A 12,631-nucleotide genomic window follows, 5' to 3' on the forward strand; every position below is an offset into this window, starting at 1 on the left:
ATGCCGTTAGTCGAAGTCGATCCGGTAGGTGATGTCCGCCCCCAGCTCGGTGCCGGCCTGGGTTTCGATCTCCAGCCGTTTCATCAGCCGGTAGCGGAGGACCACCTGGTTCCGCTCGCTGAAGAGCGACCTCCCGTAGCTCAGGAAGAGATCGGGAGTCAGATATTTCCCCACTGTGACCATGGTCTCGCCGATACTCGCCGTTGACGCCGCCGACGCCGCTCCGCCGGGGGCGACGGCAATCTTCCGATACCCTCCGTAGGATGTCCCCTTGGCCGCCGCGACGTCGAGCACGTCAATCCCCAGCCGCTGCTTGAACTGGTCCTGCAGGGAGACCGACTGCCCCGCGGACAGAAGCGCCCCCGCCGCCTGCATCAGGAGACCGGTCTCCCCCTCGCTTCCGCTCAGGGGGCGCCCCAGGACGATGTAGGAGAGGATCTCCGTGTCGGGCATGGAGGGCTCCGAGTAGAGCTTGACCACCGGCTGATCCGCTGTACCGGTCACCGTGACCCCCGCCTTCACGTCCCCCTCGGTGCGCAACGCCAGGAAGTCGAGGGTTGGCCGGTTTATGGGCCCCCCGGCGTAGTAGACCCTCCCCCGCACGATCTCCAGCTTCACCCCGTAGGTGCTGTAGTGCCCCTTGATCACCCGGATGGCGCCGGTGCTCGTTACCCTGTCGGGGCCAAGGATCGCCAGGTCCACGCTCCCCCCGAGCTGGGCGTCGATCCCTTCCGTCTTGACAAACACCCGGTCGCCGAGGGTCACCCCGACCCGGATGTCGAGGGCCAGGGGAAACTCCGCCTCCTCGCGGGGGGGGGCTCCCTCCAGGATCACGTCGGGACTCGCCTTGACGGGGCCGCCGGTTCCCGCCGCGGTGACGAGGAGCTCGGGGACGTTGATCTGGCCCCGGACCGCCACCTTGGCGGGAGTCCCCTCGAAGGTGAGCTTGGGGGTGGCGAGCATCTGAAGCTCGGGGAGGTTGACCGTCTGGAACCGCTCGCCGGTCACGGTCCCCCGGTAGCCGGCAACGCGCCACTGGTCGAGCCCGATCACGGCGGTGGCGGTGAGGGTGCCGGGACCCGACGTGGCCCTGAGGGATTCGATGGTGATCTCGTTGCCGGCAAGGCGGCCGTTCAGGGCGACCCCATCGAGGCGGATCCCCGCCGGGGGGAGGTAGGCGCCGGCATCGGCCAGGGCAAAGGTGCCGCCGAGACGCGGTGCCTGCCACGTGCCGTCGACGCCGAGATCGAGCCGGAGCGTGCCGTGGCTCTCCTGAACCACCCCCGGGAAGAGGAGGGCGAGAACGCCCCGTTCCCGGAGTTCACCGGTGAGGGTGGCCTGGACCGGCCCCTGGGGATCGAGGGTGGCCGGGATCCGGGCGACCAGGGGGAGCCGGAAGGTCCCTTTGGCCTCCCCGTATTCGGCGAGGGTCAGGGAGAGATTCCCCGCCAGGGCCGTGTCGCGCCACCCCCAGGAGGTGTCGGCCTGCCGCAGGTGGGCCGTGTACTCCCGCACCCCGTCGTTCCAGCGGACTGTCCCCTGGCTGACAGCCGCCGTGCCCCGTGCCTCGATGCGGGAGCCGGGGAGGATGCTTCCCGTCGCCTCGCCGGCGAGGCGGCCCGAGATGGCCACCGGCTTCGGGAGCCAGGGCCGGGCCAGGGCCAGATCGAGCCCCTTCCACGTGGCGGTGAACTCTCCCCGTTCGGGCACGGCGAAGCGGGCCGCCCCCCGGGAGGAGAAGCGGGCCTGCAGCGTCCCGCCGTCGGCGCTCTCCAGATCGAGCCGCGTCTCCATCCCCTCCGGCCCCCCCTGGAGGGCGAGGGCCAGTTTCGGGATGGCAATCTCCTGTCCCCCTGCCGTAACCGCAGCCTGGGCCGCAGCGTTGCCGGTGAATGTCAGCCGGTCATCGGGTCGGGGACGGGCGCCTGCCCCGAGCCCACCCCGCCGGGAGAGGGAGAACTCCGCCTTGGCGCCGGAGGCGGTTATTCCCCCGTCGGTTCCGGCCCATCGGAAGGCGCCGGCGGCGAGGCTCCCGCGCGCCGCAAGGTCCATGCGGGCATCCGGCAGAAGGTGGGCCGTGGCGTTCCCCGAAAGGCGTCCCGCAAGATGGGACTCACGGGGAAGCCAGGGGGCGGCGTGGGCCAGGTCCAGCTCCTGCCAGCTCCCCCTGATGGTCCCCAGGAGCGTTTTGCGGCCCAGATCCGCGGCCAGTTCCAGCCGTTCGCCCCCGGTGCCCGCAAGAACGAGGGGAGAGAGGGTGATGGCGTCGGGGGTGACGGCCAGGTCTGCCGGGGCCGTGAGGCGCAACGGCCCTGCCGGGTCCCGGGCCGCGAGGCGGGTGATCCGGCCGCGCCAGCTCCCGTCGGCATAGCCGCCGGCAAGGGTTGCGGCGGCGGAGTACTCGCCGGAGCGCAGCTCCCCGTCGATGGTGTGACGGGGGAGGGTGCCTGCTGCGGCAATGGTGGCGGTGTCGGCCCGGAACGTCCCGGCATTGACCCCTGTCAGGCGGACGCGGGCGGCGAGGGCCCCCGCTGCGTCATCGGCAAGGCTTGCCGAGAACTCAGCGGAGGTAATGGTTGTGGTGCCGGTGCCCAGGTCTTTTCCCGTCCCCGTGATGCTCCCCCCCAGCCGGCCGTTGCGGTAGCGGGTCCACCCTTCGAGGGCCAGGCGTCCCCGGGTGTCGGGGACAAGCCCCCCCAGGTCGGTGATATCGGCCGTGAAGCTGATCCGTTCCCTGAGCGCCCCCTGGGCATCCAGGTCAAACCCCCTGCCGTGGAGGGCAAGCTGCCTGATCTCCAGGTCGCTGCCGTCGGAGCGGGCATCCAGGGCGCCGGTGAGGGGCTGTCCCCGCAGGCGGCTCTCCCGCAGGGTGAGGTTCACCGTTCCCGTGGGGAGGGGGGTGCCGGCCCAGCGGGCGCCCCCTGCCAGGTCCAGGTTCACGGCACCGTTCCAGCCGGGGGTGATCCGCGCCGGATCGAGGCCTCGCCCCCGCAGGGAGCCGGCAAGGGCGAACCCCTTGCTCCACCCGAGGTTCAGTGTCCCGCTCACCGTTCCCCCCAGGAGGTTCCCGGCCAGGGAGGAGAGCGCCATTCCCCGGTCGGTCCCCTTCACGGCTGCGGCCAGCCGTGCGGCCCGCCAGGCCTTGCCGGCATTGGCCAGATCGACGCGCCCCCGGTACTCCCGCCAGGTCCCGGCAAGGGCCACGGTGCCGGAGAGATTCGTGGCGGTTCCCACTTCCGGGGCCAGGTCGAGGGATTCGAGTCTGGCCCGCAGATCCGCCACCGGGTCTCTGGCCGTGAGGGTTACGGACCCATCGGTAGTGACGGTGCCGCGTCTTCCCGCTTCGGCGAGGCGGAGAGCGTGGAGGGTAAAGCCGGAGCGGGTCATCCCCACCTCTCCAGCCAGGGTTGCGGAGCGTTTCGCCTCCCCTGCGGCGGTAAGGGAAAGGGGACCCGCCATCTGCTCCGGGGCGCGTGCCGGCGTGAGCCGCGTCGCCAGGGTGAAGCGGCGGTATCCGGCAATCGCATCAGCCGTGGCAGCGGCAAGATCGGCCCGGAGGGCCGGCCGCTCGAAGCCCGCCACCACTTGGCCGGTTATGGCGCCGGCGGGGTTCTTGACGGAGAGCCTGCCGACGGTAAGGATCCGGTCGTTCCAGGTGACGCGCGCGGAGAGACTCCCCAGGTCCTGCATCGGGCCGGTCCCGCGCCGGTAGCGGAGTCCCGCGATCCCCAACTCGTCCACGAAGCCGTCGAGGCGGGCCGCCACGCCGGTGACGGCGGGCCAGGTGAGGTCCGGCGCCGTGGTGCTTGGGGGGGCGTTGTCCTGGATCATGACCCCCTCCAGGGAAAGTCCCCTCACCGCCACGGTGCCGGTGAGGAGGAGGATGGGATGCCAGCGGAACCGGAGCCGCTCCGCCTCCAGATACCCCTTGGGCCACGCCACGCGCACCCCGCCGAGGCGCAGGTCGCGCCCCGCCTCTCCTTCCACCGTCCGAGCCGTGATCGTCAGGGGGGTGAGGCGGGAGGCGGCAGCCAAGAGCCAGCGTGCACCCTCCGGAGTCCCCATAAGCCAGCGGGTCGCGATGGCCCCGGCCAGGAGGGCTCCCAGGATCAGGACAAGAAAAAGGTAGGCGATGGCCCGTTTCACAGCTCGAACCCTATGGTCAGGTGGATGCGGAAGGCCGGGCTGTCGACGCCGATCTGCCTTGCCACGTAGAGGTTGATGGCGCCAACGAGGGTGTAGTAGTGGATGCCGAACCCCGCACCCTGGTAGAGGCGGATGTTGGCCAGGTCGTTGAAGGCGTTCCCCGCGTCGTAGAAGAGGGAAACTCCCCAGTTGGTGAAGAGGGCACGCTGGAGCTCGATGCTCCCTTCAAGGAGGTTCCGTCCCCCGGTCACCTCCCCTGAAGCGTTCCGGGGCCCCAGGGATTTGTAGGAGTAGCCCCGCACGCTCCGGTCGCCGCCGGCGAAGAACCGCAGCGACGCCGGCAGGTCGGCCAGGGGGTCGTTGAGGAAGGTGAGGCCGCCGGCGACCCGGCTGAGGAGGGAGAGGCGCCAGGGGAGCGGGACGATGGCGCTTCCCTCGGCCCGCACCTGGATGAGCCCCGTGTCGGAGCCGAGGAGCTGGTGGGTGCCGCTCCCTTCGACCATGAAACGATACCCCTTGGTGGGGCGGACCAGGTTGTCGAAGCGGTGCTCGGAGTAGCGGATCCCCGGGAGGACCAGGAGGGAGCTGGAGTCCTCGCCGGCAATGGTGAAGCCCTCCTGGTGGACCCTCAGGAAGAGGGTGCCGAGTTTCCCCCGCCCCATGCTCCGGTTCACGCTCCCTTCCAGGGCCGCAAGACGGCTGACGTAGGCGCTCACATCCTCCTTCTGCAGGTTGAGCTGCAGCGCGGAGAAGGTCCGGGTGTCTCGGGGCGACGGGATGACATAGTTGGCGGCGATCCCCTGGAGGCGCTCCGAGAGATAGAGCTGGGACTGGAACTCGTGCCCCAGGCCCAGGACGTTCAGGTGACGATAGGTGAGGGAGCCCCGTGCCCCGGTGTCGGTGCCGTAGCCGATCCCCGGCTGCAGCCGCTGGGTGTGGCCGGGCTTGAGGGTGATGGTCACGGGAACCTGGTGGTCGTGGGCGTGTTCCCGGTCGGGGGTGACGATCACCTCGGCGAAGCGCTCGGTATTGGTGAAGTTGAGCTGGGTTTCGCCCAGCCTGGCATAGGAGAAGGGGCGGCCCTGCTTGATGGTGACGTAGCGCCGGAGAAATTCGTCGGGATAGCCAGGTGCCCCGGTGATGGTCACCTCGCCGAAGCGGTAGAGGGTGCCCGTGTCGAGGACGAGCCGGATGTCGGCCTTGGTCCGGTCGGGGGAGATGCGGATCTCGTGGGTCGAGAATGCGGCATCCAGGTAGCCGAGGGCCAGGGCCTTGGACCGAAGGACCCCCTTGGCCTCCTCGTAGTTGGGCTGGACGAGGAGATCGCCGGTGTGGAGGGGGAATTGGCCGGCCAGCCCTGTCAGGGTCTTGTTGGCGCTCCCCGCGCCGGCCAGGGTCACCTGAACGCTGGAGACGATAACCGGGGGGCCGGGGTCGATGTCGGCCTTGAGGCGGTAGTTCCCCTCCGGGGTTTCCACCAGAGAGGTGGTGATCCGCGCCCGGTAGTAGCCGAAGGGCTCCAGGGCCGATCGGACCCGCTCCTGGGCCTGGCCCGCGAAACGCTCCAGCCACTGGGTGTCCACTTTCCCGTCCCGCACGAGGCCGTAGGGAAGGGCAAGGGACTTCTTCACGTTTTCCAGGGCCTCTCCCTCCACCCCTTCCACCACCGTCTCCACCGGTTCCGCGGCGCGGAGGAGGAGAGCGCCGCCGAGCAGGATCCAGAGGAACACGGCAGGCGCTAACCCTGCCCGGACGAAGAAGAGAATATTCCGGAAGCGGGTGGTTGGTATGGGGAGAGGCGCTGGGATGGCCATGTGTGTCCTGTTCCGGGTGGTGGTTTCCGGTCACAAGTGTACCGGCTGACGGGGCTAATGGCAATCCCTGCATCCACCCGCGGGTAACGGGAGCGACACGGCTCTTGACAACGGCTGTCGTCCCGTTCATGGTCTGGGCAACGCATGGAGGAAGGAGAGATATCCCATGAACTATCAGACAGGAACGCCGGGACGCATCGTGGTGGCCCGGTTCGATCACGGCGAGGATGTCCTGGCCGGGCTGGAGGAAATCGCCCGCCGCGAGGGGCTGCGCGCCGCCGCCTTCCATCTCGTGGGGGCCCTCAAGGGGGGGCGCTACGTGGTGGGGCCGGAGGCCGAGGAACTGCCGCCGGTGCCGGTCTGGCGCCGGCTTGAGGAAAGCCACGAGGCGGTGGGGTTCGGCACCATCTTCTGGGAGGGGGACCGGCCCAAGGTCCACTTCCATGGCGCCTACGGCAAGGGGGATGCCGTGCGGGTCGGCTGCCTGCGGGAGGCCTCCGAGGTGTTTCTGGTCCTTGAAGCGGTCATCACCGAGATCAGGGGAGTGACCGCCATCCGGGAACTGGACCCCGCCTCGGGGATGGTGCTGCTGAAAGTGTGATGCTGATGGAGGGATCATGAAAAAGCGAGAGGGTTTTTCCGACGCTCCCCTGGTCTGGTCGTCGGAGCACGGCAGGGTCTGCCCCGGCTGCGGCAAGCCGGCGGCGGGATGCGTCTGTAAGAAACAGCAGAAGAGCCCGGCGGGCGACGGCATTGTCCGGGTCCGGCGCGAGTCCAAGGGGCGCGGCGGCAAGACCGTGACGGTGATCACCGGCGTTCCCTTGGGGAGCGACGGCATCGCGGCCCTGGCCGGCGAGCTCAAGCGCCGCTGCGGCACCGGCGGCACGGTGAAGGACGGGAACATCGAGATCCAGGGGGACCACGCCGATCTCCTGGTGGCGGAGCTGACCAAGCGGGGCTACACCGTGAAGCGGGCAGGGGGGTAGAATGCAGCGCTGGATCGTTCTCGCGGCGGGGACCCTGGCGGTCTTCGGGGCGCTGGGGCTGGCGCGGTTCGGCTACTCGGTGGTGCTGCCGGCCATGCAGGCGGGGCTCTCCCTCGACAATACGGGGGCCGGCATGCTGGCCACGGCCAACCTGGCCGGCTATCTGGCCCTCTCAGCCGTGGGGGGAGCGCTGGCGGCCCACTTCGGGCCCCGGGCCGTCATCGCCCTGGGGCTTGCCGTGGCCGGCGGCGGCATGTGCCTCACCGGCACGGCCGACGGATTCGGCACGGCCGCCCTCTGGCGCTGCGTGACCGGCCTGGGGAGCGGCGCCGCCAACGTGGCGGTCATGGGGATGTGGGCCGCCTGGTTCCCGCCCCATCGCCGGGGGCTCGCCTCCGGCATCGCGGTCACCGGGTCGTCCCTGGCCCTCATCACCACCGGGCCCCTGGTGCCGCGGCTCATTGCCTCCTTCGGGGCAACGGGGTGGCGGGTTTCCTGGTACGTTTTCGGGGCGACGACGTTCCTGGTGGCTCTCCTCTGCGTTGCGGTCATCCGCAACGCTCATCGGGCCGAAGGGGTGGACCTTGGAACCGCCTACGGCGCGCCGTCCCCGGCGCCCTCCGCCGGCCTCCCCTGGGGGCTCGTCTACCGCTCCGGGGCCGTCTGGCACCTGGGGCTCGTCTACATCGCCTTCGGCTTCTCCTACATCATCTACGTGACCTTCTTCGTGAAGCGCCTCGTGGCCGAGGGGGGGTACAGCCGGGAGGCCGCCGGCGCCCTCTTCATGGCCATGGGGTGGGCGAGCCTCGTCTGCGGGCTCCTCTGGGGCGCGGTGTCGGACCGGATCGGCCGCAAGTGGGCTCTGGTCATCGTCTCCCTCATCCACACGGTCTCCTTCGCCCTCTTCGCCCTCCTCCCCACCACTGCCGGCTTCACCGCCTCGGCCATCCTCTTCGGCATCTCCGCCTGGAGCATTCCCGCCATCATGGCCGCCGCCTGCGGCGACATCCTCGGCCCGCGCCTGGCGCCGGCGGCCCTGGGGTTCATCACCCTCTTCCTGGGTACGGGGCAGGTGCTCGGCCCGGCCGTGGCCGGAGCCATGGCCGATGGGGCAGGTTCCTTCGCCCCGGCGTTCCTCCTGGCTGCCGGGGTGGCATTTTTCGGGGCAGTGGTGGCGGCGACCCTGCACCCTGCGCCCCGACCCGCCGTGGAAGAGGGGGCGCCATGAACCCCTATCGCATCGGCATAGACCTGGGGGGAACCAAGATTGAGGCGGTGCTTCTTGGCCCCGAAGGGGAGGAGCTTTTCCGGCGGCGGGTTCCGTCTCCGGCAGACATTGGGTACGGAGCTGTGGTTTCCGCCGTGGGGGAACTGGCCCGCGAGGCGGCAGGCAAGGTGCCGAACGGGAAACACCGGACCGTCGGCATCGGCATTCCCGGCTCCGTCGACCCGGTCACGGGGCTCGTGCGCAATGCCAACTCCACCTGCCTCATCGGCAGGCCGCTCCAGAAGGACCTGGAGTCCCTTCTGGGGCTCCCCGTTGCGCTGCGAAACGATGCCGACTGCTTCACCATGGCCGAGTGCCGCATGGGGGCCGGCCGCGGGTACGGCCTCGTCTTCGGCGTCATCATGGGGACCGGTTGCGGCGGCGGGATATGTATCGACGGCGAGGTGCGCGAGGGGCCCCACCGGATCGCCGGCGAGTGGGGGCACGTGTCGGTGGACCCTGCCGGCGCCCCCTGCTACTGCGGCAACCGGGGGTGCGTGGAGACGAAGATCAGCGGCTCCGGCGTGGCGCGAGCCTTTCTTGCCGAGCACGGCGAGGCGCTCTCCATGGAAGAGATCGTCCGGCTGGCCCGGGAGGGAGAGCCCCGCTGCGCCGCCGTCTTCGACCGTTTCCTGGACGACTTCGGCCGCTGCCTCGGGGGGCTCATCTCCATCCTCGACCCCGATGCCGTGGTCATTGGCGGCGGGCTCTCCAATATCGACGAACTCTATACCGTTGGCGTCGAACGGGTGCGCCGGTACGCATTCCACGACGCGCTCCGGACGCCGATTCTCAGGAACCTGCTGGGCGATTCGGCCGGCGTCATCGGCGCCGCGTGGATCGGGAGGTGACATCATGAAACGAATCTGCGTCTTCTGCGGCTCCAGCCCGGGGGTGAACCCGGCCTACCGGGACGCCGCCGAGGGATTGGGCCGGCTCCTGGCCCGGGAGGGGATCGGCCTCGTCTACGGCGGGGCAAGCGTCGGCCTCATGGGTGCCGTGGCCGGCGCGGCCCTGGCGGCCGGCGGCGAGGTGATCGGCGTCATCCCCCGCTCCCTGGAAGCGAAAGAGATCGCCCATCCGGGGCTCTCCGCCCTCCACGTGGTGGGCACCATGCACGAGCGAAAGGCCCTCATGGCCGAGCTGGCCGACGGCTTCGTCGCCCTTCCCGGCGGCATGGGTACCTTCGACGAGTTCTTCGAAGTGGTCACCTGGGCCCAGCTCGGCATCCACGCCAAGCCGTGCGGGCTATTGAATGTGGCGGGGTACTACGACCGGCTGACCGCGTTTCTCGATCACGCCGTGGCCGAGGGATTCGTCAAGGGTGAGCTTCGGGAGATGATTGTCGTGGAAGAGCGGCCCGAAGGGCTGCTGGAGCGTTTCCGCGCCTACCGGTCCCCGGTGGCGGAGAAGTGGCTTGATCTGGGAGGTGTCTGAACTAGAAATCCAGAGGGCTTTTCGCCTCTTTCACCGTCCGGACCGGCACGCAGTGGGTGTAGATCATCGTCGTTTTGAGGCTGGCGTGCCCCAGCTTGGTCTGGATGGTGCGGATGTCATAATTGGCCTGCAGGAGGTGGGTCGCATAGGAGTGCCGGAACGTGTGGGCCGTGACCCGCTTGGGGATCTTCGCCCTGCGCACAGCCACGTACAGAGCCTCCTGTAACAGAGACTCGTGGAGATGATAGCGTCTCAGTTCCCCGGTTTCCGCCACCAGCGTCAATAACTGCTGGGGAAAGAACCACTGGTGGATCAGCTCCTTCGGGGCATGGGGATACTTCTTTTCCACGGCGTCATCGAGAAACACCCCCGCGTATCCCGCTGCAAGATCCTTTTCGTGTAAAGCCTTTACCCGTTCAATCTGTGCCGTCAGTTCAGGAAGGATCGACTCCGGCAGCGGCACGGTCCGGTCTTTTTTCCCCTTGCCGTGCACCGTCAGGATGCCGGCGTCGAAATTGAAATCCCGCACCCGCAACTGCAGGCACTCGAACAATCTCAACCCGCAGCCGAAGAGCAGGTTCACCACCAGACTGAACGGATGAGACAGATGGTCCAGAATGGCGTCGATCTCCTCGCGGGAGAGCACTACCGGCACATACAGGGACTTCTTCGCCCGCGGCACATCCCGCAGATCGCCAAATTCTCTCTTGAGGGCATGGCGAAAGAGAAAGAGAAGGGAATTGAATGCCTGGTTCTGGGTCGAGGCTGCGACGTTGCACTTTACTGCCAGATAGGTCAGGTACTCCTTCACATCGGTGGTTGAAAGCTCTTGAGGAGACTTGTTCTTCAGAAACCACTGGAATTTTCGCGACCAGAGGGCGTAGGTTTTCAGGGTTTTGCGGGAATAGTGGCGCACCTTGATCTCTGCCGCCAGTTTCTCCAGCACTTCGTCCCACTCGGACGAATCTGATTTCACCTGATATCCGGCTTCGGAATACTGAGAAAATCTCGCTGCAGGTAGTCCGTGCCCAGCCTGCTGCTGCGGAACGGGTTGCAACGGTCCTGGAGCCTCATGCAAACGGGATTCAGCTCCAGCCGATGAAGAAGATCGCTCTTGCCTTCTCATCTCGAAATAGAGGGATACCGCTCGGGAGGCGCGGCGGATATGCTCTTCAGGCTGATTCTTTTCGCGCAGTTTTTCCAGAAACAGTCCGAGGCACTGGAATTCTTTACCCGAGACCTTGTATTTATGGCAAAAATCCAAAAAAAATCTCAGCCACTTCAGGCACTCAACCGAATTCCCGTCCTTGATTTCGCCCCTTGAGAGATGCGATTGAAAGCGTGCGATAAGTTCGGGAGGAAGCGATAACATTACCATTCCTTTACGTGAGGATTTTAATTTACACCCTAGCGAAGAATCCGTATATTTTCGAGCAAATTGCCTTGCCTGAATGCGTTGCGGAATGAATTGCCGCAACCATGGCCGGATGGAGATCAGATGTTGAAAGAGATGAAAACACACTGCCACCTGAAACCGGGGCAGAAGGGAACAAGGCGACTTGTTGAGCAATACGGCAAATCACTGCTTTGTGTCCGGTATAGGTACGATGAAAATCGTGGAGTTCGTCTGAAAACCGTAGAGATCATTGTAGAAGAAAAACCGTGGCAGCCACCGTTCCGCTTCAGGGATGGAGACATTGCACCGGTGAAGGTGGAGTTCGGAGAAACGGAACTGCGTGAAAAGCTCCGCAAGGCCCGAGCGAAATGGGACCCTCAGGCGAAATTATGGCTGGTGCCCTATCGATTGATTCGTGGCACTGAGCTTGAAACGAGAATTCCAGAAGAATTCATGGATGGAAGCAAAAGGCTGTAGGTTTCCTATATAGGATACCGTTGTGGTTTCCTATATAAGAAACAAGCATCCTATATAGGAAACAAGTTTCTTATATAGGAAAACCTACTAATAACGAGTTGGCTCAAAGGTAAATTAATCCCGGATTTTCCATTAGCGGTTTTTGTTAGTCAAGCTGCCAAGACGGGTGGTCCCGTAGCATTGGCCCACAGTCCTGCAAACCATGCCCGTTTTCGACGGGGCACTGACAGCAATAGCCTGTCACTGCCGAGCCCTCCGTGCCATCTGGCACCAATTGCCAGCACAAGGCCATGCAGTGTTGACAGGGTATGCTGAACCCGGCTCCTCATGACCGACTGACGGAACAGGCTCATCAGGTTGTAGGCCAGCATGGCGACTGCCAGTGCCGCCTCAGTGGCCCAGAAGTCACCCATGTTGAAGGCGTCGAGTCCGAAGTCGGCTTTGAGTTCCTTGATCCGGTTCTCGGCATCAGCTCTGCCGCGATACAGTCGCCACACTTCTACGGCTGGTAAATCAAGTGTAGTTGTGTAGGCGCCGTAGCGCCACCCCTGAACGGCTGGATCGTCGGCAAACAGTTTCAGTGCTTTGCCGGGAGCGTCTTGGGTTGACTGCCGTATAACCACGATACGGCGAGCAGCAGTCCAACCCTGGGCCTGATACATGATCTCAGCGATTTCGATGCCCGGCTTCAACGCCCACCAGTTCGCGGCCTGATGGATTGCCCGCTGCAAAGGCGTTGTCAGCCGTGCCGCGACTATGTAGTTGATACCCTTGCTCTCCAATGCCGACATGAAGGCATTGTCGAAAAATCCGCTGTCGGCCCGCAGGAGACCGACTGTTTTGTCCGCCAGGTGGGCAAGGGTGGATTCCAGAAACTGAAGGATGTTGTTTGCGCTGTGAGTATCGCCGGGCCGAAGCCAGAAATTGGCAACCAACCGGGCCTCTGCGATAAAGGCCAACAGCGGATGATGACTTGCCCGACCGTGCCGGCCGGGATTATACCCCCGCCCGACTCCTTCCTGTGTGCCGTTTGTCAATGGGAACGTAAAAGTGTACCAGTTACGGGAATTGAAAAGTGTACCACTCCCTGGGAGAGAACTTCTCAATC

At 66.1% G+C, this 12,631-nt stretch carries 10 protein-coding genes; 6 read left to right on the top strand and 4 right to left on the bottom strand.

Annotated features, from left to right (window positions below):
• Nucleotides 1–6: 6 nt before the first annotated feature.
• Complete coding sequence (locus KI811_RS17315) at nucleotides 7–4,146, bottom strand: translocation/assembly module TamB domain-containing protein (RefSeq protein ID WP_214187722.1); 4,140 nt, start codon at nucleotides 4,144–4,146, stop codon at nucleotides 7–9.
• Entirely contained in the window at nucleotides 4,143–5,960 is a 1,818-nt protein-coding gene (locus tag KI811_RS17320) for an autotransporter assembly complex protein TamA (protein ID WP_214187723.1), read from the bottom strand. Before KI811_RS17320 ends, KI811_RS17315 begins: the two co-directional genes overlap by 4 nt.
• 166 nt (nucleotides 5,961–6,126) lie before the next feature.
• Here KI811_RS17320 and KI811_RS17325 point away from each other — a divergent pair, with 166 nt between their 5' ends.
• Genes KI811_RS17325 through KI811_RS17345 form a run of 5 tightly spaced genes read left to right on the top strand, consistent with a single transcriptional unit; the run spans nucleotide 6,127 to nucleotide 9,650 of the window.
• On the top strand, nucleotides 6,127–6,561 hold the full coding sequence (locus tag KI811_RS17325; protein WP_214187724.1) for a PPC domain-containing DNA-binding protein: 435 nt from the start codon (nucleotides 6,127–6,129) through the stop codon (nucleotides 6,559–6,561).
• A gap of 16 nt (nucleotides 6,562–6,577) precedes the next feature.
• Nucleotides 6,578–6,946 (top strand): translation initiation factor Sui1, encoded by a 369-nt coding sequence (locus KI811_RS17330; protein ID WP_214187725.1) that lies wholly within the window; start codon nucleotides 6,578–6,580, stop codon nucleotides 6,944–6,946.
• A 1-nt stretch (nucleotide 6,947) separates the two neighbouring features.
• Nucleotides 6,948–8,174, top strand: a complete 1,227-nt coding sequence (locus KI811_RS17335; protein ID WP_214187726.1) for an MFS transporter — start codon at nucleotides 6,948–6,950, stop codon at nucleotides 8,172–8,174.
• On the top strand, nucleotides 8,171–9,064 hold the full coding sequence (locus KI811_RS17340; RefSeq protein ID WP_214187727.1) for an ROK family protein: 894 nt from the start codon (nucleotides 8,171–8,173) through the stop codon (nucleotides 9,062–9,064). The genes KI811_RS17335 and KI811_RS17340 overlap by 4 nt, the downstream gene beginning before the upstream one ends.
• A gap of 4 nt (nucleotides 9,065–9,068) precedes the next feature.
• The gene (locus KI811_RS17345; protein ID WP_214187728.1) at nucleotides 9,069–9,650 is read left to right on the top strand and encodes an LOG family protein; all 582 of its coding nucleotides are present in this window, start codon (nucleotides 9,069–9,071) and stop codon (nucleotides 9,648–9,650) included.
• A 1-nt stretch (nucleotide 9,651) separates the two neighbouring features.
• Here KI811_RS17345 and KI811_RS17350 read toward each other — a convergent pair whose 3' ends face one another.
• Nucleotides 9,652–10,626 (bottom strand): integron integrase, encoded by a 975-nt coding sequence (locus tag KI811_RS17350; RefSeq protein WP_281874647.1) that lies wholly within the window; start codon nucleotides 10,624–10,626, stop codon nucleotides 9,652–9,654.
• Nucleotides 10,627–11,148: 522 nt separating this feature from the next.
• On the opposite strand from KI811_RS17350, the gene KI811_RS17355 reads away from it, so the two are divergent.
• A complete protein-coding gene (locus KI811_RS17355; RefSeq protein WP_214187730.1) occupies nucleotides 11,149–11,523 on the top strand; it encodes a hypothetical protein in 375 nt (124 codons plus the stop codon).
• Nucleotides 11,524–11,672: 149 nt separating this feature from the next.
• Here KI811_RS17355 and KI811_RS17360 read toward each other — a convergent pair.
• On the bottom strand, nucleotides 11,673–12,631 hold a 959-nt coding region (locus tag KI811_RS17360; protein WP_214187731.1), incomplete at its 5' end, for an IS1380 family transposase.

Source organism: Geobacter hydrogenophilus (assembly GCF_018501225.1).
Classification (GTDB): Bacteria; Desulfobacterota; Desulfuromonadia; order Geobacterales; family Geobacteraceae; genus Geobacter; species Geobacter hydrogenophilus.